The 22,141-nt window shown below is 59.5% G+C and carries 18 protein-coding genes; 13 read left to right on the top strand and 5 right to left on the bottom strand.

Translation table 11 applies throughout. From position 1 onward, the window contains the following. Positions 1 to 38 precede the first annotated feature (38 nt). The 3 genes from GTQ41_RS13745 to GTQ41_RS13735 are packed head-to-tail and all read left to right on the top strand — an operon-like array spanning position 39 to position 3,267. Positions 39 to 1,328 carry an FAD-binding oxidoreductase gene (locus GTQ41_RS13745; RefSeq protein WP_047294494.1) on the top strand — a complete coding sequence of 430 codons (1,290 nt, stop codon included), beginning with the start codon at positions 39 to 41 and terminating at the stop codon, positions 1,326 to 1,328. Between the two features lie 13 nt (positions 1,329 to 1,341). Next, complete coding sequence (locus GTQ41_RS13740; protein WP_047294492.1) at positions 1,342 to 1,899, top strand: helix-turn-helix domain-containing protein; 558 nt, start codon at positions 1,342 to 1,344, stop codon at positions 1,897 to 1,899. Positions 1,900 to 1,920: 21 nt separating this feature from the next. Next, complete coding sequence (locus GTQ41_RS13735) at positions 1,921 to 3,267, top strand: glutamine synthetase family protein (protein ID WP_047294489.1); 1,347 nt, start codon at positions 1,921 to 1,923, stop codon at positions 3,265 to 3,267. Positions 3,268 to 3,295: 28 nt separating this feature from the next. On the opposite strand, the gene GTQ41_RS13730 is transcribed toward GTQ41_RS13735, so the two are convergent. The 4 genes from GTQ41_RS13730 to GTQ41_RS13715 all read right to left on the bottom strand — a co-directional run bounded on the left by GTQ41_RS13730 (position 3,296) and on the right by GTQ41_RS13715 (position 9,540). Then, complete coding sequence (locus tag GTQ41_RS13730) at positions 3,296 to 4,606, bottom strand: glycosyltransferase family 39 protein (protein WP_047294487.1); 1,311 nt, start codon at positions 4,604 to 4,606, stop codon at positions 3,296 to 3,298. Positions 4,607 to 4,952: 346 nt separating this feature from the next. Further along, complete coding sequence (locus tag GTQ41_RS13725; RefSeq protein ID WP_047294486.1) at positions 4,953 to 7,574, bottom strand: EAL domain-containing protein; 2,622 nt, start codon at positions 7,572 to 7,574, stop codon at positions 4,953 to 4,955. A gap of 169 nt (positions 7,575 to 7,743) precedes the next feature. Beyond that, the gene (locus tag GTQ41_RS13720; RefSeq protein WP_047294485.1) at positions 7,744 to 8,682 is read right to left on the bottom strand and encodes an AraC family transcriptional regulator; all 939 of its coding nucleotides are present in this window, start codon (positions 8,680 to 8,682) and stop codon (positions 7,744 to 7,746) included. A 24-nt stretch (positions 8,683 to 8,706) separates the two neighbouring features. Then, on the bottom strand, positions 8,707 to 9,540 hold the full coding sequence (locus GTQ41_RS13715; protein WP_047294484.1) for an oxidoreductase: 834 nt from the start codon (positions 9,538 to 9,540) through the stop codon (positions 8,707 to 8,709). A 326-nt stretch (positions 9,541 to 9,866) separates the two neighbouring features. Here GTQ41_RS13715 and GTQ41_RS13710 point away from each other — a divergent pair, with 326 nt between their 5' ends. The 7 genes from GTQ41_RS13710 (at position 9,867) to GTQ41_RS13680 (ending at position 17,705) form a co-directional block, all read left to right on the top strand. Beyond that, positions 9,867 to 10,535, top strand: a complete 669-nt coding sequence (locus GTQ41_RS13710) for a GntR family transcriptional regulator (RefSeq protein ID WP_047294483.1) — start codon at positions 9,867 to 9,869, stop codon at positions 10,533 to 10,535. Between the two features lie 79 nt (positions 10,536 to 10,614). Then, complete coding sequence (locus GTQ41_RS13705; protein WP_041064034.1) at positions 10,615 to 11,421, top strand: ABC transporter substrate-binding protein; 807 nt, start codon at positions 10,615 to 10,617, stop codon at positions 11,419 to 11,421. Between the two features lie 11 nt (positions 11,422 to 11,432). After that, complete coding sequence (locus tag GTQ41_RS13700; protein WP_027611757.1) at positions 11,433 to 12,209, top strand: amino acid ABC transporter permease; 777 nt, start codon at positions 11,433 to 11,435, stop codon at positions 12,207 to 12,209. Positions 12,210 to 12,211: 2 nt separating this feature from the next. Then, positions 12,212 to 12,991 (top strand): amino acid ABC transporter ATP-binding protein, encoded by a 780-nt coding sequence (locus tag GTQ41_RS13695; protein ID WP_217325521.1) that lies wholly within the window; start codon positions 12,212 to 12,214, stop codon positions 12,989 to 12,991. A 20-nt stretch (positions 12,992 to 13,011) separates the two neighbouring features. Continuing rightward, on the top strand, positions 13,012 to 14,103 hold the full coding sequence (locus GTQ41_RS13690; RefSeq protein ID WP_047294481.1) for a polyamine ABC transporter substrate-binding protein: 1,092 nt from the start codon (positions 13,012 to 13,014) through the stop codon (positions 14,101 to 14,103). A gap of 25 nt (positions 14,104 to 14,128) precedes the next feature. Continuing rightward, on the top strand, positions 14,129 to 15,739 hold the full coding sequence (locus GTQ41_RS13685) for a gamma-glutamyltransferase family protein (RefSeq protein WP_047294480.1): 1,611 nt from the start codon (positions 14,129 to 14,131) through the stop codon (positions 15,737 to 15,739). Between the two features lie 106 nt (positions 15,740 to 15,845). Further along, positions 15,846 to 17,705, top strand: coding sequence for an ABC transporter ATP-binding protein (locus tag GTQ41_RS13680; protein WP_047294478.1), 1,860 nt, complete (start codon positions 15,846 to 15,848; stop codon positions 17,703 to 17,705). Here the strand turns inward: GTQ41_RS13680 and gabP are convergent. Next, positions 17,696 to 19,102, bottom strand: coding sequence for a GABA permease (gene gabP / locus GTQ41_RS13675; protein WP_041064012.1), 1,407 nt, complete (start codon positions 19,100 to 19,102; stop codon positions 17,696 to 17,698). The two genes, GTQ41_RS13680 and gabP, sit on opposite strands and share 10 nt — an antisense overlap. Before the next feature lie 413 nt (positions 19,103 to 19,515). Between gabP and GTQ41_RS13670 the strand changes: the two genes are divergently transcribed. The 3 genes from GTQ41_RS13670 (at position 19,516) to GTQ41_RS13660 (ending at position 22,105) form a co-directional block, all read left to right on the top strand. After that, entirely contained in the window at positions 19,516 to 19,992 is a 477-nt protein-coding gene (locus GTQ41_RS13670) for a GNAT family N-acetyltransferase (RefSeq protein ID WP_047294476.1), read from the top strand. Positions 19,993 to 20,077: 85 nt separating this feature from the next. Then, positions 20,078 to 20,461, top strand: coding sequence for a helix-turn-helix domain-containing protein (locus tag GTQ41_RS13665; protein WP_027611764.1), 384 nt, complete (start codon positions 20,078 to 20,080; stop codon positions 20,459 to 20,461). Positions 20,462 to 21,037: 576 nt separating this feature from the next. Beyond that, positions 21,038 to 22,105, top strand: a complete 1,068-nt coding sequence (locus GTQ41_RS13660; protein WP_047294474.1) for an alkene reductase — start codon at positions 21,038 to 21,040, stop codon at positions 22,103 to 22,105. The last annotated feature ends 36 nt before the right edge of the window (positions 22,106 to 22,141 follow it).

Raw genomic sequence — 22,141 nt, 5'->3', positions numbered from 1 at the left:
TCATGAAATTATAAGAAATAAATTTCATGAGGCGCCGAATGTTTCAGCAATCCCAGCAGCATGTCGCCAGTTATTACGCCCACAGTTGCGCCGATGTTCTCAGCACGCGGCCGGCGCTGGAAGGCGCACACGACACCGACGTGGTGATCATCGGCGCCGGATTCAGCGGGCTGCACACCGCGTTGCGTCTGGCTTTGGCCGGCAAGCGCGTCACTGTGCTCGAAGCCAGTCGCGTGGCCTGGGCCGCGTCGGGACGCAATGGCGGGCAGGCGATTCTGGGATGGTCGTGCGACATGCCGCCGCTGGAAGCTGCGCTCGGCCATGAGCGCGCCCGTCGCCTATGGGACGGCATGCGCTGGGCCGCGCAGGAACTGCGTGAATTGCCTGGGCGACACGGTTTTGATTGCGACTATCGCCCCGGCCATTTGTGGACCTCGGTGATGCCGCGGCGAGTCAGCCTGCTGACTGAGTGGCAACACGAAGCCAGTCACAAATGGGGCCATGACGGCCTGCAATTCATTCCCCGTGAAGACCTGCCGCAATGGGTCGCCAGCGAACGCTATCAGGCCGGCCTGTACGACGCCGAAGGCGCGCACCTTAATCCGCTGAAACTCGCCCTCGGGCTGGCCGCCGCCATCGAGCGTGGTGGCGGGCGTATTCATGAGCAAAGCAAAGCGTTGAGTTATCAGCAGGAGGGCAATGGCTTCCGGGTCAATACCGAGCGCGGTTCGGTGAAGGCCGATGTACTGGTGCTGGCCTGCAATGCCTATCTCGATGAACTCGATCCGCAGCTCTCCAGCTGCATCCTGCCGGTCGGCACCTACCAGGTCGCCACCGCGCCACTGACCCCGGAGCAAGCCACGGCGCTGCTGCCGAGCAACGTCTGCGTGACCGACAACCAGTTCGTCCTTGATTACTTCCGCCGCACGCCGGACAACCGTTTGTTGTTCGGCGGCGGCTGCACCTATCTGGGTGGCATGCCCAAGGACATTGCGGTGGCGACCCGGCCGTTTCTCGAACGGGTGTTCCCGCAACTCAAGGGTGTTGAATTGCAATTCGCCTGGGGCGGGCACATCGACCTGACCATGAACCGTACGCCTGATGTCGGCGGCGAGGGCAACCGTTATTGGCTTCAGGGTTATTCGGGGCACGGCGTGCTGCCGACACTGGCCGCCGCCCGTGCGGTGTCCGATGCAATTCTCGGCGAGACGGATGAACTGGCGTTGTACCAGGGCCTGAGCAATGGCCGTTTCCCCGGCGGCAAGCACTTCGCCGCACCGCTGGAAGCCATCGGCAAGGCCTGGTATCGCCTGCGCGACAGTATTTGATGGGATTTTGGCCATGAACAAGCAAGAAGAAATCGCGGCGCTGGCGATCCTGATCCACGACCTGCGCAAGCACAAGAAATGCACCCTCAAGGAACTGGCGGACAAAATCGGCCGTTCGGTGGGGTTTCTCTCGCAAGTCGAACGTGGGCTGTCGCGCCCGACCGTGGCCGACCTCACCGCGATCAGCGAAACCCTCGGCGTGCCGACCACCTATTTCTACAGCCTACCCAAACCCAGACAAGTGCCGTGGGTCACCCGCCCGGACGAGCGCCGCACGCTGTATTACGCCAGCGGCATTACCGACATTCTGGTGTCGCCGCAGATGCGTGCCTCGTTCTCGATGCTCGAAAGTCATCTGGAACCGGGCGCGAGCAGCGGTGACCGGCACATGAGCGACAGCTCGGAGCAGGGCGGTTACGTCCTCGAAGGCGAGCTGACCTTGTGGCTGGGCAACGACGACGAACCGGTGACCTTGAGCGCCGGCGACAGCTTTCAATTCGACAGTCACACCCATTGCCGCTACGGCAACCTCACCGCGCAGCTTACCCGCGTGCTCTGGGTCTACACCTGATAACAACAAAGGATGAATACGATGGACGCTGTCTGCTCTGACCTGCTCGCCGAAGTGCGCGCGTTTCGCCAACGCTACCCCGAGGTACGCTATGTCGACCTGATTTCCCTGGACATTCCGGGGCATTTTTACGGCAAGCGCTATCCGGTGGACATGCTCGAAAAAGTCGCGGCAGGCAGCGCCTTGAAACTGCCGCAGAACTGCGTGTTGCTGGGCGTGCAGGGCGGTCTGTTCAAGATCGGCGATTACTGCTTCAACGACGGCGACCCGGACGCTGTGCGCCGCTTGGTGCCCGGCACCCTCAAGCCCGTGACCTGGGAAAATCAGCCGCTGGGGCAGATGCTGATCACCTCCGACGGTACCGCCAAACCCATCGAGTTCGAACCCCGCGAAGTGCTGGCAAAAGTACTGGATCGATTGGCGAGCAAAGGCATTCACCCGGTGGTCGCGTTTGAGCTTGAGTTCTATCTGTTCGACAAAAAACTTCGCGACGGCCTGCCGCAATTCCCTCGCGACGAGCTGACCGACGACGCTGATGATCAGCCGAACATGCACATCGAGCGTCTGTCGCGTTTCGCCCCGGTGCTCGACGACATGGTTGAAGCGACGCGGGCGCAGGGCATCGACGCCACGGTGATTACCGCCGAGCTGGGGCCGGGCCAGTTCGAGATCAATTTCGGCCATCTGGATGACGGTTTGCGCGCCGCCGACTGGGCGGCGCTGTTCTGTCGCAGCACCCGCGGCGTTGCGCTCAAGCACGGCTATCGCGCCAGTTTCATGGCCAAGCCGTACGTGCAGCATCCGGGCAGCGGCATGCATGTGCATGTCAGCCTGTATGACGCCGCCGGCAACAATCTGCTGGCCGCCAATCACCAACAGCCGCTGCGCCACGCGGTGGCGGGGTGCCTGGATCTGCTGCCGCACAGCATGCCGATCTTCGCGCCGAACCAGAACGCCATGCGCCGTTTGAGCGGCACGGTGAACACTGCGACCAAAGCGAGCTGGGGTTACGAGGATCGTGACGCCTGCCTGCGCATCCCCGAGTCGGATACGAAAAACCTGCGCATCGAATACCGACTGGCCGGCGCCGACGCCAACCCGTATCTGGTGCTGGCGGCGATTCTGGTGGGCGTGGAACATGGTCTGGCATCAGGCAAGGAACCGATCCCGCCCCTCAACGACGATCGCAACAGCGGCATCGATTTCCCGACAGAAATCCTCGAAGCGGTGCGCGCCTTGCAGCATCAGCCGCAACTGCGTGCGGGACTGGGCGCGGAGTTTGTCGACGTGTATTGCGAGAACAAACGTCAGGATCACCTGGCCTTCATGCAGGAGATCAGCGCGCGGGAGTATCGCTGGTATTTGTGATCACAGGTTCAGTGACTTCTTCAGCCCTTCACCAAAACCAATACGGCAAAAACTTCGGTGTGGGTTCGATCATGAGTTCCAGGTGGTAGGTGATCGGGTTGAAGAAAAACATATCCAGTATCAGAAAAGCCGCTACGCCAAACGACAGCGCCATGAACTCGCGATAGGGATGCTCGGCGAAGTACTGGTGTTTGCCATGGTAGAAGCTCAGAAGCGCAGACAATCCCAAGGCTACACCCAGGTAGTTGGGCTGCAACGGGACATCGGCGAAGTTGTTGTAGACCAGCACCGCCACCAGCATCCCCAACCCAACCAGGGGCAACTTCAGGCAGACGTTGAGCAGGCCGTTTTTGGCGCGGACGAAGGCGGCTTCCTTGCTGACGAAGAGGTAAGCGGCCAGCAATGAAATCGCCGGGGTGATTGCCAGGATGTAGCGTGCTTTCTTGGAACTCGGAAGAGTGAACAGCACCAGCAGCACTAGCAGCCAGCCGGTTAGATAGCGCAGCAGGTCGATGTTTCTATCGCGGTTCGAACGGAAGAACAGTTTGTACTTCTTGAGAATGACGTTGATGGCGTAAAACACCGTGATGCCGTAGGTCAGCAGACCTGCCGAGAAGTAGAAGTAATAGCGTGACGCGTGGTCGGAACCGAAGCGTGCGATGCCCTGCATGTTCAGCACTTCGTCGAGGAACGCTGGCCCTCCTTGCACGTAGGCCGCCCAGGCCAGTAACACCACCCCAACAGTCAGAATCACCCCCGAGAGCAGTGAAAACAGCAGCAACATGCGCCACTGCCGGCTCAGTAAGTAATAAGCGCCAATGACACTCGCAGGTCCGATCAAGCCGATAGGCCCACGAAAAGCGAAACCCAGTGCCAGCCCGACATACAGAAACACCAGGCGGCGCGAGTCTTTTTTGATCTCGGCCGTATAGGCAAAGTAGAAGCACATCACCGTTAACAGCGCCGGATAGATATCCAGTGCCAGCGAGTTGACGCCGTCGAGAAACGCCCAGGTCAGCAGACTGAAAAGAACGCCGTACGCCCCCCACTTCTTGCTGTGCAGCGCGCCCAGTCGATAAATGAATACCAGCATCAGCGACGCGGCCACGCAGGACGGAAAACCCATGGAAAGAACGGATACCCGGCCGAATGGCAAGGACACCAGGTAGACCAATAAGGTATTGAGGACCGTGTAGTCGGGATAGGGTTTGAGGTCGTCGGCAATCGGGAACAGTGTGATGCCGTGCAGCAACATGTAGTCGGCAAAGTCGACAAAGCGTGTTGTGTAGTTGAGGACCGCGGGTTTGTATTGCAATGCCATGAACACGGCCAGTGTCATGAAAAAAATGCTCAGGCATGGATTTCTCGTAATCAGTCCCGTCAACATTCCAGCCCGCGAAGTGCGCTCTACAACAAGCGGGGCATCATATCGATCCATCGTTAACCCTTTAGTGAAGTTGTTCTTTTGACCGCAATCCTGACAGTCCGGTGACGCCTGCATTGAACTTGTGTGTGGCGCGAGATTGATGTTGAGCCTGGCCCGCGGCGAGGACTATTCAAGCATGACGGCCCTAAACACACCCTGAACAAAACCAATTGAAGTCAACAGGAAAACCGTATTAACAACGCGTGTCGAAACGGGCTTTGTGCATTTCAATGATTGAATGCCAGTGATACAAGGCCGGCTAGATGACGCGTCCTTTCTTCGACGGCGAATGATCGGCCGGCCGGGTTCTGGCGGTTTTCAACAATCGGGCGAACGCCGCTTTGTCGATGGGCCGACTCATGAAATAACCCTGCACCTCATTGCATTGATCCTTGCCCAGAATCGCCAGTTGCTCCTCGGTTTCCACGCCTTCGGCGGTGACGGTCAGACCCATGGCTTTACCCAGGCCGATGATCGCCTGTACCACCGCGCGATCGTTGGCGCCGTTGCTGATCGAGGCGATGAAGCGCTTGTCGATCTTGATCCCGTCGAACGGGTAGGCGCGCAGGTAACCGAGGGACGAATAGCCGGTGCCAAAGTCGTCCATGTTCAGGCGCACGCCGAGTTGCTTGAGCGCATTCATCGTGGCCAGCGCGCCGTCGGTGTCGACGAGCATCACGTTTTCGGTAATTTCCAGTTCCAGGCGACTGGCCGGGAAACGGGTCTGGATCAGCGCTTCGCGAACGTCTTCGACGACATCGCTGAGGGCGAACTGTGCCGGGGACAGGTTGACTGACAGGAGGATGTCTGACGGCCATTCGAGTGCGGTTTCACAGGCTTCGCGCAACACCCAGCGCCCCAGCGCCACGATCAGATCGGTCTGTTCCGCCAGGCCGATGAACACGTCCGGTCCCAGCAGACCCTTGGTCGGGTGCTGCCAGCGCACCAGCGCCTCGACCGAGACGATGTGCTTGCCGTCGACGGTGTAGCGCGGCTGGTAATGCAGAATGAATTCGTCGTTTTTCAGCGCGCCGCGCAGGTCGCTTTCCATTTGCCGGCGGGTCTGGATCTGGTCGTTCATGTGCGCTTCGAAATAGCACCAGGTGTTTTTGCCCTCGGACTTGGCCTGATACAGCGCGATGTCGGCGCAACGGATCAACTCGCTGGGCACGAAGCCCTGGCGGCGGCTCAGGGCGATACCGATGCTGGCCCCGACGTGCAACGGATGGTGCTCGAAGAGCATCGGTTGATGCAGGCTCTCGACCAGCCGGGTACAGAACCGGTCGACTTCCTGCCGAGTGTCCATGCCATTGAGCACCACGACAAATTCGTCGCCACCCAGGCGTGCGACGATGTCGTGCTCGCGGGTGCATTCGCGCAGACGACTGGCGACTTCCTGCAACACCGCATCGCCTGCCGGATGGCCGAGGGAGTCGTTGATCGGCTTGAAGTTGTCCAGGTCGATCACCAGCAGCGACAGCGGCGGCGCGTGCTCCTTGAGCAGCAGCGCTTCATCCAGATAACGCGCCAACTGGTTGCGATTGGGCAGGCCGGTGAGGGCGTCGTGCATCGACAGGTGCTGGATCTGCGCATGGGCGGCGACTTCGTCGGTGATGTCGCTGGCGGTGCCGCGATAGCCGACCACGGTTTGCTTCTCGATAATTGGCCGCGCCGACAGTCGGCAGTGGCGTTGCTGCCCGGCGTGATCGCGGTAGGTACAACGCAAGTCGCTGGCATTGCTGTCCTCGGTGAGTTTCTTCAGCCACAGCTCCAGCGGCGTGGTATCGCACGACACCAATTGCCCAATGCCCTGGCCCAGCCACTCGCTTTGCGGGTAGCCGGTCACCTCGCTGAAGCGCGCCGAGAGATAGGTCAGGCGCAAGTGCCTGTCGACTTCCCAGATCCAGTCCGACGCCGCTTCGGCGACCGCGCGAAAGCGTTCTTCACTGGCTTCCAGCGCATGGTTGGCCGCCTCCAGTGCCTGATTCGAAGCCTGCAGCGTGCTGAAACTGTGGTCGACGTAGGTTGAAGACCGCACGGCGTGACGCAAGAAATAGGCGGTCAACAGCATCAGCACGGCCAGCACGGCGCCGAGGGTTGGCAGCAGTGACCACAGCAGTTGCCGGCCGGGTCGTTCCAGATCCGCTATCAAGCTGTAACCGGTGCTGTCCAGCGGTACTCGTGGTTGTTCTTCGGCAAGTTGTCCGTCCGGAGTCAGGGTCAGGTTGCTCAGGCCATAAGCGACTCCGATCACCCGCAGTTTGGCGGGCGTCAGCTTGTCGACGAACACCAGCACCGAGGTCTGTGTCGGATCGCCCACTGGACGTTCGTCGTTGGGCAAAATTGCCGCCGCCGTAACCAGTGCCGGCCATCCGTCGAACAGTGAGTAGGTGCTGACAGGCACCGTCAGACTGGATTGGCTTTGCACCTGATCAATCAGTGAGGCGGCAGATACCTCGAGCCAGCGCGAGATGTCACCTTCTTTCTGTTGCCCTTGCACCACGGCGTATTGGGTCCCCTGTCGATTCAACACAAAAACACCGTCATAACCGTCGGTGGTGAACAGGGTTTTGCCGATATTTTGCTGGTTGTACGCCCAGTCGGTATCGACATGTGGATGCAAGTGTTCGTAGGCCGTGTTCCAGTCAGCGTAACTGGTGATGTAGCTTTTGGAGGTCGCAATGCGATTTTCCAGGGCGCGGGCCGTATAGAAGCGGGTTTGCTCGACATCCTCGCGATCCAGGCGAGCGGCAATGCTGAGCAGGGTGCCAATCGCAGCAATCACCCCGACGATAAACAGCGTGGCGACCGCAAATGCCAGGCGGCGGGTAATGGCGCTTTGCTGAGGCGGAACCGGCGTGGCAGGAGCGAAACTGTCCATATGCTCGTCCTTGGTAGCTAGGGTTTGCTCATCTGGAACAGCGGCCCGAGCGCATTGTTCAATCTGTTGTTGGCAATGACGCTGCGGCAGATTTCTCAAGCGTAGTGAATGCGCGGGGATTTTGCCTTGAGACCGCAGCGGACGCGCGATGGCTAGGTGCTATCGGTGCTCAGTGCGAAGAAACGTACACAGAGGGCGTGGCGGACTGGGGCAGGGTATACGTGGCTTTCATCCACGCGACCTCGGCCAGCGGTGTGCGACCGAAGAAGCGCTTGAACTCCCGACTGAACTGCGAGGCGCTTTCGTAGCCGACGTTGAAAGCGGCCGTTGCAGCCGGCATGGCACTGCGCAGCATCAGCAGGCGCGCTTGATGCAGGCGCGTAGCCTTGAGGTATTGCATTGGCGATGAATCAGTGACATTGCGAAAATGCACGTGAAAACTCGGTACGCTCATCCCGGCTTCCTCGGCCAGCGACTCGACGTCCAGACGTTGGTCGTAGTCGCTGTGAATCCGCCGGATCGCCCGGCTGACTTTGCCAAAGTGCCCTTGCTGCTGGAGCGCCGCCCGCATCGAACCGCCCTGGGCACCGGTCAGGATCCGGTAGTAGATCTCCCGGACCAGCGCCGGCCCGAGGATCTGCGCGTCGCCGGGAGTGCTTAGCGCTTCAAGAAAACGCAAGGTCGATGCGCGCAATGGATCATCCATCGGCGAGGCGTACATGCCTTTGGGCGGAGCGTCGCTGGGGCCGAACACCTCGTCGACCTGCAGCATCAACTCGCTGGCCAGTTGCAAGTCGAGGCGCATATACACCGCCAGCATCGGCTCGGCCGCGCTGGCCTCGGTCTCCATGGTGAACGGCACGGGCACTGACACCACCAGATAATGCTGGGCGTCATACACGTAGACATCATCACCCAGATAACCGCGTTTACGACCCTGGCAAAGAATGACGATGCCGGGGTCATACAGCACCGGGGTGTTGCTCAGCGGACGATTCGAACGCAGCAAACGCACATCATCGAGCGCACTGAGGTTATAGCCTTCCAGCGGCGCGAGCTGCCCCAGCAACTGCACCATGCGTGCGGTGTAAGGATCGGATGGACTCATGGGCATTGATCTCCTTGCCGGGGCTCAGCCATCGGTCGAGCGGGTCAGGGTTTCCCACTGTTCGATCTCGGCCAGGCTGCGTTGCAGTTTTTCGCGTACCAGCGTCAGTGCATCGCTGCCCAATAGCAAGTGCACGGGCGGCGAAGCGCTGCCGATCAGCTGCAGCATGGCCTGCGCAGCCTTGCGCGGATCGCCCAATTGCTTGCCGCTTTTCTCTTCCCGGGCCTTGCGCACCGGGTCGAAGCTGGCGTCATAGTCGGCGATGCTGCGCGCCGTACGCTGCATCGAACGACTGGCCCAATCGGTGCGAAACGAGCCAGGTGCCACCGCCGTGACAAAAATGTTGAACGGCTGCAATTCCTTGCTCAGCGTATCGGAAAGGCCTTCCAGGGCGAATTTGCTTGAACAGTAATAGGCGATACCGGGCATGGTAATGCTGCCGCCCATCGAGGTGATATTGAGGATGTGTCCGGCTCGCCGCTGTCGGAAGTACGGCACGAACGCCTTGATCATCGCTGCCGCGCCGAACACGTTGACCTCGAACTGATGCCGCATCTGCGCCAGCGGTGACTCCTCGAAAACACCCTCATGTCCGTAGCCGGCGTTGTTCACCAGCACATCGACCGGACCCAGTCGGGTTTCGACGTCGGAGATCACGCCGTCGATGCGTTCGAAATCCGTGACGTCAAGTAACACGCCGTGTGCCCGATCTGCTGACAGGGCTTCGAATGACTTCAGGTCGGCGTCATTGCGCACGGTGCCGATCACCCGGTGACCAGCGTTGAGCGCCTCCTGTGCGAGCGCACTGCCAAAGCCACTGCTGACACCGGTGATGAACAAGGTTTTGAGGCTGTGCATGGCAAGCTCCGACGGATAAGTGAGAGGCCATGGTAGGCAGCCTGGGGTGAGAGGGGTATGCCGGTTAGTCTGCGAGGATTGCCTGTTCCTATTGGCAGGCCTGCGAAAATCAGCGAAGTGTTACTCAGCTACCGATCTGCACCTTTGCGGGGCTCGCCATGAGCCATCGGGTAGCACATACCGAGTCTTGCAAGACAGGAACTTATCGCCGGTTTTCCGCTTAAATCTTGCGAATCAAAAGCTTGGCTGAGTTGAACAGAATCTGGCATGCATCGTGCTTTTTGCATCCGTGGATAATTGGATACAAAAAGACAAAAGGTGCTGCCATGCAATTCGCTCCTGCCTTCGATCAACGTCAACCGATGACCGCCGAAGAAGAGGCCTACAACTTTCTGTTGGAGGGCATCTGTGGTGGTCGTTATCGAAAGGGCGACCGGTTGATCGCCGAGGACATCGCCAGTGAAATCGGCATGAGCCGCATGCCGGTGCGCGAAGCGTTTCGCCGTCTCGATGCGCAGGGTCTGGTGACGCTGAGGCCCAATCGCGGCGCGGTGGTCAGTGGGCTGGATGTCGAGCAGATGCATGAAGTGTTCGAGATGCGCAGTGCGCTAGAGGGCCTGGCGATTCGCATCGCGGTGCCCAAAATCAGCGAGCGTCAGTTGACGGCGCTGGAACGGCTTCTCGATGAAATGGATGACTACCGCGAGGAGAGTGCGGCGTGGGTCAGCCGCCATCGCAAGTTCCATGAATACTTGTGCAGCCTCAGCGAACGCCCTCGGTTGCTCAAGCAGATCAGCGCCCTCTACGCGCTGATCGAAGCGCCCATGCGCCTGTGGCTGCAGCACGTCGAAAAGCCCCTGAGCGCCCGCCAGGAGCACCAGATCATCCTTGATGCGATTCGTGCCGGCGACGCCAGCAAGGCCGAAGCCGTGGTGCGCGAGCACATCGAAGGCACGGTGCCCGAGCTGATCAAATTTTTGCAATCAGAAAAATAACCACAGAGCGGAACACGAGTCCGCCGATGTTTTGACGTTGAGTACTGCCCCGTTACTAACCGAACTGGAGTGTCTGGTCATGCATACGTCTCGCCTGTTACTGGCTGCAATTTCCCTCGGACTCTGTTCGCAATGGGCGCTCGCCGCACCCACGGTGCCGGAGCGTCTGGTCAAGGTCGACAAACTGACCTATTGCTCGGGCATGGATTCGCCGCCGCTGGTGTCTTTCGATGAAGCGCAAAAGCCCAAAGGCCTGACCGTCGACCTGGGCCTGGAAATCGCCAAGCGCCTGGGCGACAAGAAGGTCGATTGGCGGGTGATTCCGTTCTCCGGACTGCTCCCGGCCTTGCTTGCCAAACAGTGCGACATGATCGTCGACCAGCTGTTCGACAAGCCCGAGCGCCGTGAGGTGATCGACATCGTCAACTACATGTATTCCAGCCAGGCAGTCGTCGTGCCCAAAGGCAATCCGAAGGCGCTGAAAACCCTGGCGGATCTGAGCGGGCACAAGATCGCGGTGCTTAACGGCTCGACCATCAAGACCTTGCTCGATGCGGAAAATGAAAGCCTGACCAAGGCCGGCAAGCCACCGATGAAACTGGTGGTCTACAACACCGACACCGATGCCTTCCAGGCCTTGCGCATCAACCAGGTCGACGCTTACGGCACCACGGTGGAAACCGCCGGCTATTACGCGGCGATGGCTCCGGATCTGTTCGAAGAAGGCGTCCCGGCCTTCAGCCGGATCCTTACCGGCCTGGGCATCCGCAAGGACGATGCGCAACTGAGCGCTGCGGTGCAGCAGATCATCACCGACATGCGCAGCGACGGCAGCTACAACCAGCTTCTGAGCAAATGGCACGTTTCCAGCGACACACTCGATTGAGGTAAGCGTTGATGAACTTCAATTGGGATGTGTTCTGGCAATACCTGTTGCAGCCGAGCGGGGTTTATCTCACCGGGCTCTGGCTGACCTGCCTGATCAGTGTGCTGGCAATGCTGCTGGGCTGTGTGCTGGGATTGGCCGCTGCATTGTTGCGTTTGTCGAAGAACCCGTTGCTGCATCTGCCCGTGCGTTTTTATGTGTGGCTGATGCGTGGCACGCCGTTGCTGGTGCAGATCGTTTTCCTCTACACCGCGCTGGCGGCGGGCGGGATTTTTCGCTTCGAAGACATTGAGCTGTTCGGGCTGGTGGTGCCCGGCAACATCCAGGCCGCGATCATTGCTCTGGGGCTCAACGAAGGCGCGTACATGGCCGAGATCATCCGCGCCGGGATCGGCGCCGTGGACAAGGGCCAGTACGAGGCCGGGCGTTCGCTGGGCATGACCTTCGCCAAACTGATGCGCCGCATCGTCCTGCCGCAAGCGTTCCGGGTGATCGTGCCGCCGCTGGGCAACGAGTTCAACGTGATGCTGAAAAACACCACGCTGGTCAGCGTGATCGGCGTGCAAGAGCTGTTGCTCAGCACGCAGATGGTCACCTCGGCGACTTTTCGGGTGTTCGAGTTGTACCTGGTGGTGGCGATTTATTTCCTGTTGCTTACCACGCTGTGGGGCTTTTTTCAGCGCTGGCTGGAGAACCGCTTCGGCCAGTCCGACCGACCTTCTTCGCCACCGCCGGCCTCCAGTCGGATGTTCGGTCGCAGCACTCTGAAACTGCTGAGGGGACGCTAAGCATGGCGCAGCCAAATGACGAACTGATCATCGAAGCGCTGAACATTCACAAATCTTTCGGCGATCTGCAGATTCTCAAGGGTATCTCGCTGCAAGTACGCCGTGGCGAAGTGGTGGTGCTGATCGGCGCTTCGGGCTCAGGCAAAACCACGTTTATCCGCTGTATCAACCTGCTCGAAGACATTCAGGGCGGGGAGATCCGGGTCAGCGGTCGGCCCATGGGCTATCGCACCCGGGCGGACGGCAGTCTGGTGCGTGATTCGGAGCGCAACATCGCTCGCCAGCGCCGCGACATCGGCATGGTGTTCCAGCGCTTCAACCTGTTCCCGCACATGACCGCTCTGGAAAACATCATCGAAGCACCGATTCAGGTGTTGGGTGTGCCACGCCAGGCTGCGCTGGAACAGGCGCGGGCCTTGCTCAAGCGAGTCGGGCTGGCAGACAAGGCCGGGCATTACCCGTCGATGCTTTCCGGCGGCCAGCAGCAACGAGTGGCGATCGCCCGAGCGCTGGCGATGAAACCGCAGGCGATGCTGTTCGACGAACCCACCAGCGCCCTCGACCCGGAAACCGTCGGCGAGGTACTGCAAGTGATGAAAGAGCTGGCCGAGGAGGGCATGACCATGGTCGTGGTCACCCATGAAATGGGCTTTGCCCGCGAGGTCGCCGACCGGGTGGTGGTGCTCGATCAGGGCGAACTGATCGAACAAGGCCCGCCGGAACAGATCTTCAACCGTCCGACTCATCCCCGAACCCAGGCCTTCCTCAGCCGCGTGCTGTGAATTTCACAAGGACATCGACGATGCGTTTATCGAGTGTGTTTGCGGCGCTGTGCTGCGCCGCCGTGGTCCCCATGCTTCAGGCCGCCGACTCGGTGGTGAAGGTTTACAACTGGTCCGATTACATCGGCCCCGACACGCTGAAGAACTTCGAAAAGGCCAGCACGATCAAGGTTCAGTACGACATTTTCGACACCAATGAAATGCTCGAAGCCAAGTTGCTCTCTGGGCATTCGGGCTATGACGTGGTGGTGCCGTCCAGCCAGTTTTTGTCCAAGCAGATTCGCGCTGGCGCCTATCAGCCGCTGCAACGTGGATTGCTCGATAACTGGAAGCACCTCGACCCGCGTTTGATGCAACGTCTGCAGGCTGCCGACCCCGGGAACCAATATGCCGTGCCGTACATGTGGGGCACGGTAGGCATCGGCTACAACGAGGAGAAAGTCCGCGCCGTGCTGGGCGAGGATGTGCCGCTCGATTCCTGGTCAATGGTGTTCGATCCGCAGAACCTCGCCAAACTGAAAAGCTGCGGCGTGGCCTTTCTCGATGCGCCGGTGAAGATCATTCCCCAGGCCCTGCTTTATCTGGGCCTGGACCCCAACAGCGTCAAGCCGGACGACTACAAACAGGCCTCTAAACTGCTGATGACGTTGCGGCCTTCGGTGACCTATTTCAACTCATCGAAGTACACCGCCGACCTGGCCAACGGCGATATCTGCGTGGCGATCGGCTATTCCGGTGACGTGATGCAGGCCCAGACCCGGGCGCGCGAGGCGGGCAAAAACATCGACATCCGCTACCTGATTCCCAAGGAAGGCGTAAACCTCTGGTTCGACATGCTGGCGATCCCCAAGGACGCCGCTAACGTCGCCAACGCCCATGCGTTTATCAATTACCTGCTGCGCCCAGAGGTGATTGCACCGGTCAGCGATTACGTCGGCTACGCCAACCCGAACAAGGATGCCACGGCGCTGATGGACCCCAAGGTCAGCGGCAATCCGGGGATCTACCCGACTGACGAGGTGATCAACCACGCCTTCGTCTCCGCCGATCTGCCGGAAAACATCCAGCGTCTGATCACCCGCGAATGGAACCGGATCAAGTCCGGCCAATGAATTGCTGATTTGAAGAGCCTTTGCCATGTTGAAATTTTCTGCTCACGAATACCCTTATCCGTCGCAACGCCAAAGCGTCTTCGCCCGTCGTGGCATGGTTGCGGCGTCCCAACCTTTGGCCGCGCAGGCCGGTATCGAGATGCTGCAAAAAGGCGGTAACGCGATCGACGCCGCCATCGCCACGGCGGCGGCGCTGACCGTGGTCGAGCCTACGGGGTGTGGCCTGGGCGGCGATGCGTTTGCGCTGGTCTGGTTCAAGGACCAGTTGCATGGCCTCAATGCTAACGGTCACGCCCCGGCCAGTCTGAGCATCGAAGCGGTGAAGACGGCCGGCCATGAGCAAATGCCGTTGTATGGCTGGACGCCCGTGACGGTGCCCGGTTGTCCATCGGCTTGGGCCGAGCTGTCGCAACGTTTTGGTGTGTTGCCGTTCGCCGATTTGCTGCAACCGGCGATCAGTCTGGCCAGAGACGGTTTTCCGCTGTCGCCGGTGGTTGCCCATCAATGGCAGATCGCGCTGGATGAATTCAGTCCCTATCGCAATGAAGGGCTGCAGGCCTGGTTCGACACGTTCTTGATTGACGGTCGCGCGCCCAGGGCCGGAGAGATTTTCCGTAACCCGGCGCAGGCGCGAACCCTCGAAGAACTGGCCCTCACGCGTTGCGAGAGTTTGTATCGCGGCGATTTGGCGCAACGCCTGGATGCGCATTCGCGGGCAACGGGCGGCTATCTGCGCGCCACGGATCTTGAGCATTACCGCGCGCAGTGGGTCGAGCCCATCCACGTCAATTATCGCGGCGTGGATGTCTGGGAAATCCCGCCCAGCGGGCAGGGGCTGGTGGCGCTGATGGCGCTGAAGATTCTTGAAGGTTTCGACTTCGACCACCGTGACAGCCAACAGACCTGGCACCGCCAGCTGGAAGCGATGAAACTGGCCTACAGCGATGGTTTGCACTACATCACGGATCCGCTGCACATGCGCGTGGCCGTAGCCGATCTGTTGAGTGACGGCTACAGCGCCCGCCGCCGTGCTCAGATTGGCGATCAAGCGCAGCCGCCGAAGCCGGGCGATCCTCACGCCAGTGGTACGGTGTACCTGTCCACGGCGGACGGGCAGGGCAACATGGTCTCGTTCATCCAGAGCAATTACCACGGCTTCGGCTCCGGCGTGGTGCTGCCCGACAGCGGCATTGCCCTGCAAAACCGAGGGCAGGAATTCAGCCTTGATCCCGAGCATGCCAACGCGTTGGCTCCCGGCAAAAAGACCTTTCACACGATCATTCCCGGCTTCCTCACCAAGGATGGCCAGGCGCTGGGGCCGTTTGGCGTGATGGGCGGCTACATGCAGCCGCAAGGCCATGTGCAAATGGTCATGAACCTGGTGGATTTCGGCCTGAACCCGCAGTCGGCACTGGACGCGCCGCGCTGGCAGTGGCTGGGCGGGATGAAGGTCGGCATCGAGCAGGGCGCTTCAAGGGATCTGGCCAATGCGTTGGCGCGTCGTGGACATGAGGTGCAGATCGCCAGTGACCTCACGGATTACGGACGCGGACAGATCATTTTGCGTGATCCGGTGACGGGCGTGCTGTGTGGCGGGACGGAGCCGAGGGCGGATTCGCATATTGCGGTCTGGTAGAGACGGCAGGCACTCGTCAGGTCAGGAGCACACACTTTTTCACAAAGACCTCCCGGGATCCAATCGATGGCAGAATCTCCCTGACTTGACTGTTTTGGAGAACACCATGCTTCGTGTGTTTGAACGAAGACTCGACCCTTTCCCGCCTGATGAGCTGCCACCGCCGCCCAACGGTCTGGCCAGGTTTCTCTGGGCCTGCACTCGGGGGGCGCGCGGCTACGTCCTCGCGCTGGCGTTGCTCAGCGCCGCCGTGTCGGTTTATGAAGCGTGGCTGTTTTCCTTCCTCGGCCAGGTCGTCGATCTGCTCTCGACCTGGCAGGCGGGCGGGGAAGCGGCTGCGCAGGAGCGTCGCGTGTTGTGGGGCATGGGCATCGTCATGGTGCTCAGTGTCGGGCTGGTGGCGTTGCGTACCATGGTTCAGCACCAGATTCTGGCAATTAACCTGCCGCTGCGCCTGCGCTGGGATTTCCATCGGCTGATGCTGAGGCAAAGCCTTTCGTTTTTCTCCGATGAGTTTTCCGGACGGGTCACGACCAAGGTGATGCAGACAGCGCTTGCCGTGCGCGATGTGCTGTTCACCATGATCGAGATCCTGCCCGGGATCGGCGTGTACTTCATCGCGATCATCGCCTTGGCCGGCGGTTTTGCGCTGAAGCTGATGCTGCCGTTTCTCGCGTGGGTCGTGTTGTTCGGGCTGGCCATGGGATATTTCGTGCCGCGGCTGGGCAAGGTCGGCCAGGAGCAGGCCAATGCGCGCTCGATGATGACCGGGCGTATCGCCGACGCGTACACCAACATCACCACGGTGAAACTGTTCTCCCACTCCAACCGCGAAGCGCACTTTGCACGGGCGGCGATGGAGGACTTCAAGCAAACCGGCTTTCGCCAGATGCGTCTGGTCAGCCTGTTTGAGATCGTCAATCAGGCCCTGGTGGTGGCATTGATCATGTCAGCGGGCGGCTATGCCCTGTGGCTGTGGCACCAGGGCGATGTCGGCGCCGGCGCGGTGGCGGCGATCACCGCCATGGCGTTGCGGATCAATGGCATGTCGAACTGGATCATGTGGCAGATGACCTCGCTGTTCGAAAGCATCGGCACCGTTCAGGACGGCATGGCGACCCTGACCCAGGGCACCAAGGTGCAGGACGCGCCGGATGCCGGCGTGTTGGTGACCTCGGGCGGCGCGGTGACGTTCGACAAGGTGAAGTTCAACTACGGTGGCGAGCGTCAGGTGCTCGATGGCCTGAGTCTGAGCATCCGTCCCGGAGAGAAGATCGGTCTGGTAGGGCGCTCAGGTGCGGGCAAATCGACGCTGATCAACTTGCTGCTGCGTTTCTATGATGTCGACAGTGGCGAGATTCGGATCGACGGCCAGAACATTGCGCACGTGACTCAAGACAGCCTGCGCAGTGCCATTGGCATGGTCACGCAGGACACTTCGCTGCTGCACCGCTCGATTCGCGACAACATTGCCTACGGCCGGCCCGATGCCACCGACGCGCAGATCCGCCGTGCGGCGGCCAACGCCCAGGCTGACGAATTCATCAGCCAATTGAGCGATCGCCAGGGTCATACCGGTTACGACACTCTGGTGGGCGAGCGCGGGATCAAGCTGTCCGGCGGCCAGCGCCAACGGGTGGCGATTGCCCGGGTGATGCTGAAGAACGCACCGATTCTGCTATTGGACGAAGCCACCAGTGCGCTGGATTCGGAGGTTGAAGTGGCGATTCAGGAAAGCCTCGACGACATGATGCAGGGCAAGACCGTGATCGCGATCGCGCATCGACTGTCGACGATTGCAGCGATGGACCGGCTGATTGTCATGGATGACGGACGCATCATCGAGCAGGGCACCCACGCCGAACTGCTGGAGAAAAATGGCGTGTATGCACGGCTGTGGGCGCATCAGAGCGGCGGCTTCCTGGGTGAGGACAAAGGCGTGATCGAGGCGGTGGATCAGGCCTGACCCACCGACGTTGCTCGTGCCGTCGGGGCAGGGTGACGCGACGTCATCAAGCCGATAAAGGAGATTGCCAGCGCCAGGCCAATGGTGGTGGTGACTTCGGTGCGGTGCTGCGGAGTAATCATCATGACCGCCAGCGCCGCACAGATGAAGCCGATCACCAGCCACGTCAGCCAGGGAAACAGCCACATGCGGAAGGTCAGCTCGACCTTGCGCTGTTGCAATATCCGCCGCATGCGCAGCTGCGACACCGCAATCGCCAGGTACACCAGCAAGGCAATCGCCCCGGAACTGGCCAATAGAAACTCGAACAGCCCGGCGGGCATGAAGTAGCTCCATACGGTGATCGACGCGCCCAGCACGGTGCTGGCGATCACGGCTGCCCGGGGCACACCTGCTGCGGAAGTCGCCTTCAGCGCTTTCGGTGCATCGCCTCTACGACCCAGCGAGTACAACATGCGCGAGGCAATGTAGATCGAGGAGTTCATGCAACTGGCCACGGCGATCAGGACGACGACGTCGACCATGAACTTGGCATTTGGAATGTTCATGATTTCCAGGGCGCGCTGATACGAGCCCACCGAGGCCAGCAACGGATCATTCCAGGGCACCACGGAGATGACCACGAAGATCGACAGCAGGTAAAACACGCCAATGCGCCAGATCACCGAGCGGGTGGCCTTGGCAATGTTCTGCGCCGGGTTATTCGATTCGGCAGCGGCAATGGTCACCGCTTCAGTGCCGATGAAGCTGAACATGATCGTGATGAAAGCGCCGACCACCGCCGACAAGCCGTTGGGCGCAAAACCGCCGTGCGTGGCCATCAGACTGCTCAATCCGCTGACTTCACGGTCGGGAACCCAACCCATCAACACGGCAAAACCGACACCGATGAAGCCGATGATTGCCACGACCTTGGCCATGGCGAACCAGAACTCGAACTCACCATATTTGGACACGCTGAACAGGTTGGTCACCACCAGCGCAATGATCGATCCCAACGCGAACAGCCACGCATCGACCTGCGGAAACCATTGATTCAACACATGCCCGGCTGCCAGCGCTTCGATAGGAATGACCAGCACCCAGAACCACCAGTACAACCAGCCGATGGTAAAACCGGCCCAGCGGCCGATGGCCTGGTCGGCATAGGTGGAGAACGAGCCGGTGTCCGGATTGGCCACCGCCATCTCGCCGAGCATGCGCATGACCAGCACGACGAGCAAACCGGAAAACAGATAGGCGAGCAGCACCGCCGGCCCCGCTGCGGCAATGGCGTGCCCTGAACCGACGAACAAACCGGCGCCGATAATCCCGGCGATGGACAGCATTGTGACGTGACGAGGCTTGAAGCCCTGCGCCAATTGGCTACTCGAATCCATGGAGTTCGGGCTGATCATCGGTATTTTTATTCTCTGCTGATCGACATTTAAGCGAATTGAACGGGCACCCGATCGAGCACGATCGTTGCCTGCTGAAACTCCCGAAAGAAGCCCGTCCAACCGCCGCAGTTCTTATCAACCCCATGATCCGAGCGGGGTCGTTTGATACGAAGACACGGCACCTTAGCCGGCCTTGTCGCTGATTCAGTAGCCTGATTGCGCCATGATCGTGTCTGATATCGACATGTGAATACCATGAGGTCGTATTGGAGACCTGTCGGTCATGCACGGCTCTGGCAATCAAAATCCAGATTGACCAAGTCATGTTCGTTTTTGAGATGGGTGCCTGAATTCGACGGTGAAGCCAAACTGGGCCCCACAAGCCAGGCTCTCTATACTGGCCTTCCAGGATGGTAAATAGAGCACAACCTATGCCCGTCGCACCCAATCAAAATTTCCCAGTCATTTTGGTCCCGGCTCAACCAAGCGACTTGGAAAATCTTGTAGCCATTCGAATTGAGGCCATGCGCGAAAGTCTGGAGCGTGTCGGGCGATTTGATCCGGTGCGTGCGCGTGAGCGGTTTCTTGGCGGTTTTGACGCTCGTAACACACGCTATGTCGAGGTATCTGGAGAGAGGGTTGGTTTTGTAGTGGTCAAGCATCACCACAATGAACTCTTGCTCGACCACTTGTATGTGAGACCGAGCGCGCAAGGCTCAGGTGTAGGGGCTGCTGTTCTCACTCAGATTTTCAAAGAGGCGGATGCGGCTGCGCTCCCTGTTAAAGTTGGCGCTCTCAAAGAAAGTGCTTCGAATCGCTTTTATACCCGCCATGGCTTCCAATTCACCGAAAGCAGTGAATTCGACAATTATTATGTTCGTCAGAGTGTTCCGGCGAAACAACGGTAGAAAGCGTTCTCAGGCTCGGTATATCCAGTAAACTTGGCGTCAATCTAGCGCCTGAGTGCGCTTGGGTATACAGAAGGAAACCGCCATGCTTGAACTCGAACCGCTGTGCTTCTCGTCCGACTGCCCTAGCCGGGCTTTATTCGAGCAGATCGCTGATAAATGGTCGATGATGGTGTTAGCCGTGCTTGATGACGGTCCGCAACGCTTCAACGCGATTCGTCGTCGCCTGCAAGGCGTTACCCAAAAAGCGCTCACTCAATGTCTGCGCCGACTGGAGCGCAACGGCCTGGTATCGCGCGAGGTGATTTCGCTTTCGCCAGTCGCGGTGCAGTACCAAATCACGCCGCTGGGCCGCACGCTGCAGCAACCTTTTCGGGCACTGCATGAATGGACGCTCGCCAAGCTGCCGGAGGTTGACGCTGCCCGGCAGAAATTCGACGCCGCTGCAATCGGACCGACAAGTACGTAGGGAAGGCTGCTTCACTCATTACATGAACGCGTTGTCGGCCGCCCATGCTGCGCTTCGGGACTTGTCATCCGATGGCTTGTAAAACACCGAAGATCTCAATCGAACCAGCGCGATCTGGTAAGCATGAAACTCTGCCAACACTTTTTGTTGTTGGCAGTGCGCTGGTTTTTGCCTTTCAACTGCGGGCAATCAATCTCGATACCTGCTTCAACCGAATCTTCACATCGATTGCTCAGGCCGTTCGATCATGAACGCAGAGCGTCCTGCTCTTGCGCGCGAGGCCACTGTATACGGCTCGCCAGCCCATACGCCGCGGACGATTTCCTGACGATAGGTATCCTCGGACCTACCAGGTGTACGAGCGGTGCCTAATTGACGCCAGGTTTATTATTGATACCTTGTCGATTGTCCTCACTTGAGGGAAGCGGTCCGAACCAAACCCTTCGTTCGCCACTCTTGCCGGCGGCTTGCAGCCAGCCAATCGAGCATCCGACAGAAGCATTTCTTTGGTCGAGCCGCACTTGAGAAATCGTTAAGCACGGGCGGACATTCAATAAAATCTATTCTGAGGAAAGTATGGGAAATTTTAAGCTTCTAACCCCCTTGAACAACGAAGAGCTCACTTTCAGAAATCGGGTGTTCATGGCGCCAATGACAAGAGGTCGATCCAAGGATCAGGTGGCCAACGAATTGACTGCGACCTATTACGCACAGCGCGCATCGGCGGGCCTTATTTTTACCGAAGGCACCCAGATCAGCGCCCAGGCCGTCGGCTGGACGAATACCCCAGGGATCTATACGCCTGAACAGATTGCGGGCTGGAAGAAGGTAACTCGGGCAGTTCATGCAGCCGGCGGTCTCATTTTCGCCCAGCTCTGGCACACCGGTAGAGCATCTCATCCTGATTTTCATGGAGGAGAACTCCCGGTCGCGCCATCGTCAGTCCCCTTCAATAGCCAGGCGTTCACGCCAGAAGGCATCAAACCCTCGGTGACCCCACGCGAACTGACCATTGATGAAATCAAGTCCACCATTGGGGACTACGAAAAAGCTGCACAGGCCGCGAAAGATGCGGGCTTTGATGGTGTAGAGATACACGGTGCCAATGGTTATCTGCCCGCGCAGTTTCTGGAGGACGGCTCAAACAAACGCACCGACGAATATGGCGGTACCATTGAGAAGCGGGCGAGGTTCTTGCTTGAAGCCACGGACGCCGCGATCAGAGTCTTCGGGCCGGCCCGTATCTCGGTCAGGCTGTCGCCGCGCATTCCGTACAATGACATGGGCGACTCCAATCTCGAGCAGACCTACATGTACGCGGTAGAAGCGCTGGAAAAGCGAAACGTTGGAATTCTGCATTTCATGGAACCTGGGACTCTGCCGGAAGGCGCGAAACCATTGGCGCCGGGGGCTCGCAAGCGGTTCTCAGGAATTTTCGTGTTGAATGTTGGTTATGATCGGAAGTCCGCGGAACAGGCCCTGCAAACCGGCCTGGCCGATGCAGTCACCTTTGGCACGCTGTTCATCAGCAACCCTGATCTGCCGGAACGCTTCTTCCTTGATGCGCCGCTGGCTACTGCGGATGTCTCCACTTTTTACAGTGGTTCGGAAGAGGGCTATACAGACTACCCGCCGCTGGCCTAGAGATCGAAGCGCGATTTTCGTTTTGGTACCGACCAA

Source organism: Pseudomonas sp. AN-B15 (assembly GCF_019056475.1).
Taxonomy (GTDB): domain Bacteria; phylum Pseudomonadota; class Gammaproteobacteria; order Pseudomonadales; family Pseudomonadaceae; genus Aquipseudomonas; species Aquipseudomonas parakoreensis.
This window is presented reverse-complemented; position numbering and strand designations above follow the sequence as displayed.

What these genes read in the sequence shown, in the direction of transcription:
- GTQ41_RS13740 (WP_047294492.1), top strand. Translation starts at nt 1,342, where the DNA reads ATGAACAAGCAAGAAGAAATCGCGGCGCTGGCGATCCTGATCCACGAC.
- GTQ41_RS13670 (WP_047294476.1), top strand. Translation starts at nt 19,516, where the DNA reads ATGCCCGTCGCACCCAATCAAAATTTCCCAGTCATTTTGGTCCCGGCT.
- GTQ41_RS13725 (WP_047294486.1), bottom strand. Translation starts at nt 7,574, where the DNA reads ATGGACAGTTTCGCTCCTGCCACGCCGGTTCCGCCTCAGCAAAGCGCC.
- GTQ41_RS13730 (WP_047294487.1), bottom strand. Translation starts at nt 4,606, where the DNA reads ATGACACTGGCCGTGTTCATGGCATTGCAATACAAACCCGCGGTCCTC.
- GTQ41_RS13695 (WP_217325521.1), top strand. Translation starts at nt 12,212, where the DNA reads ATGGCGCAGCCAAATGACGAACTGATCATCGAAGCGCTGAACATTCAC.
- GTQ41_RS13680 (WP_047294478.1), top strand. Translation starts at nt 15,846, where the DNA reads ATGCTTCGTGTGTTTGAACGAAGACTCGACCCTTTCCCGCCTGATGAG.
- GTQ41_RS13735 (WP_047294489.1), top strand. Translation starts at nt 1,921, where the DNA reads ATGGACGCTGTCTGCTCTGACCTGCTCGCCGAAGTGCGCGCGTTTCGC.
- GTQ41_RS13685 (WP_047294480.1), top strand. Translation starts at nt 14,129, where the DNA reads ATGTTGAAATTTTCTGCTCACGAATACCCTTATCCGTCGCAACGCCAA.
- GTQ41_RS13745 (WP_047294494.1), top strand. Translation starts at nt 39, where the DNA reads ATGTTTCAGCAATCCCAGCAGCATGTCGCCAGTTATTACGCCCACAGT.
- GTQ41_RS13715 (WP_047294484.1), bottom strand. Translation starts at nt 9,540, where the DNA reads ATGCACAGCCTCAAAACCTTGTTCATCACCGGTGTCAGCAGTGGCTTT.
- GTQ41_RS13665 (WP_027611764.1), top strand. Translation starts at nt 20,078, where the DNA reads ATGCTTGAACTCGAACCGCTGTGCTTCTCGTCCGACTGCCCTAGCCGG.
- GTQ41_RS13660 (WP_047294474.1), top strand. Translation starts at nt 21,038, where the DNA reads ATGGGAAATTTTAAGCTTCTAACCCCCTTGAACAACGAAGAGCTCACT.
- GTQ41_RS13690 (WP_047294481.1), top strand. Translation starts at nt 13,012, where the DNA reads ATGCGTTTATCGAGTGTGTTTGCGGCGCTGTGCTGCGCCGCCGTGGTC.
- gabP (WP_041064012.1), bottom strand. Translation starts at nt 19,102, where the DNA reads ATGATCAGCCCGAACTCCATGGATTCGAGTAGCCAATTGGCGCAGGGC.
- GTQ41_RS13700 (WP_027611757.1), top strand. Translation starts at nt 11,433, where the DNA reads ATGAACTTCAATTGGGATGTGTTCTGGCAATACCTGTTGCAGCCGAGC.
- GTQ41_RS13705 (WP_041064034.1), top strand. Translation starts at nt 10,615, where the DNA reads ATGCATACGTCTCGCCTGTTACTGGCTGCAATTTCCCTCGGACTCTGT.
- GTQ41_RS13710 (WP_047294483.1), top strand. Translation starts at nt 9,867, where the DNA reads ATGCAATTCGCTCCTGCCTTCGATCAACGTCAACCGATGACCGCCGAA.
- GTQ41_RS13720 (WP_047294485.1), bottom strand. Translation starts at nt 8,682, where the DNA reads ATGAGTCCATCCGATCCTTACACCGCACGCATGGTGCAGTTGCTGGGG.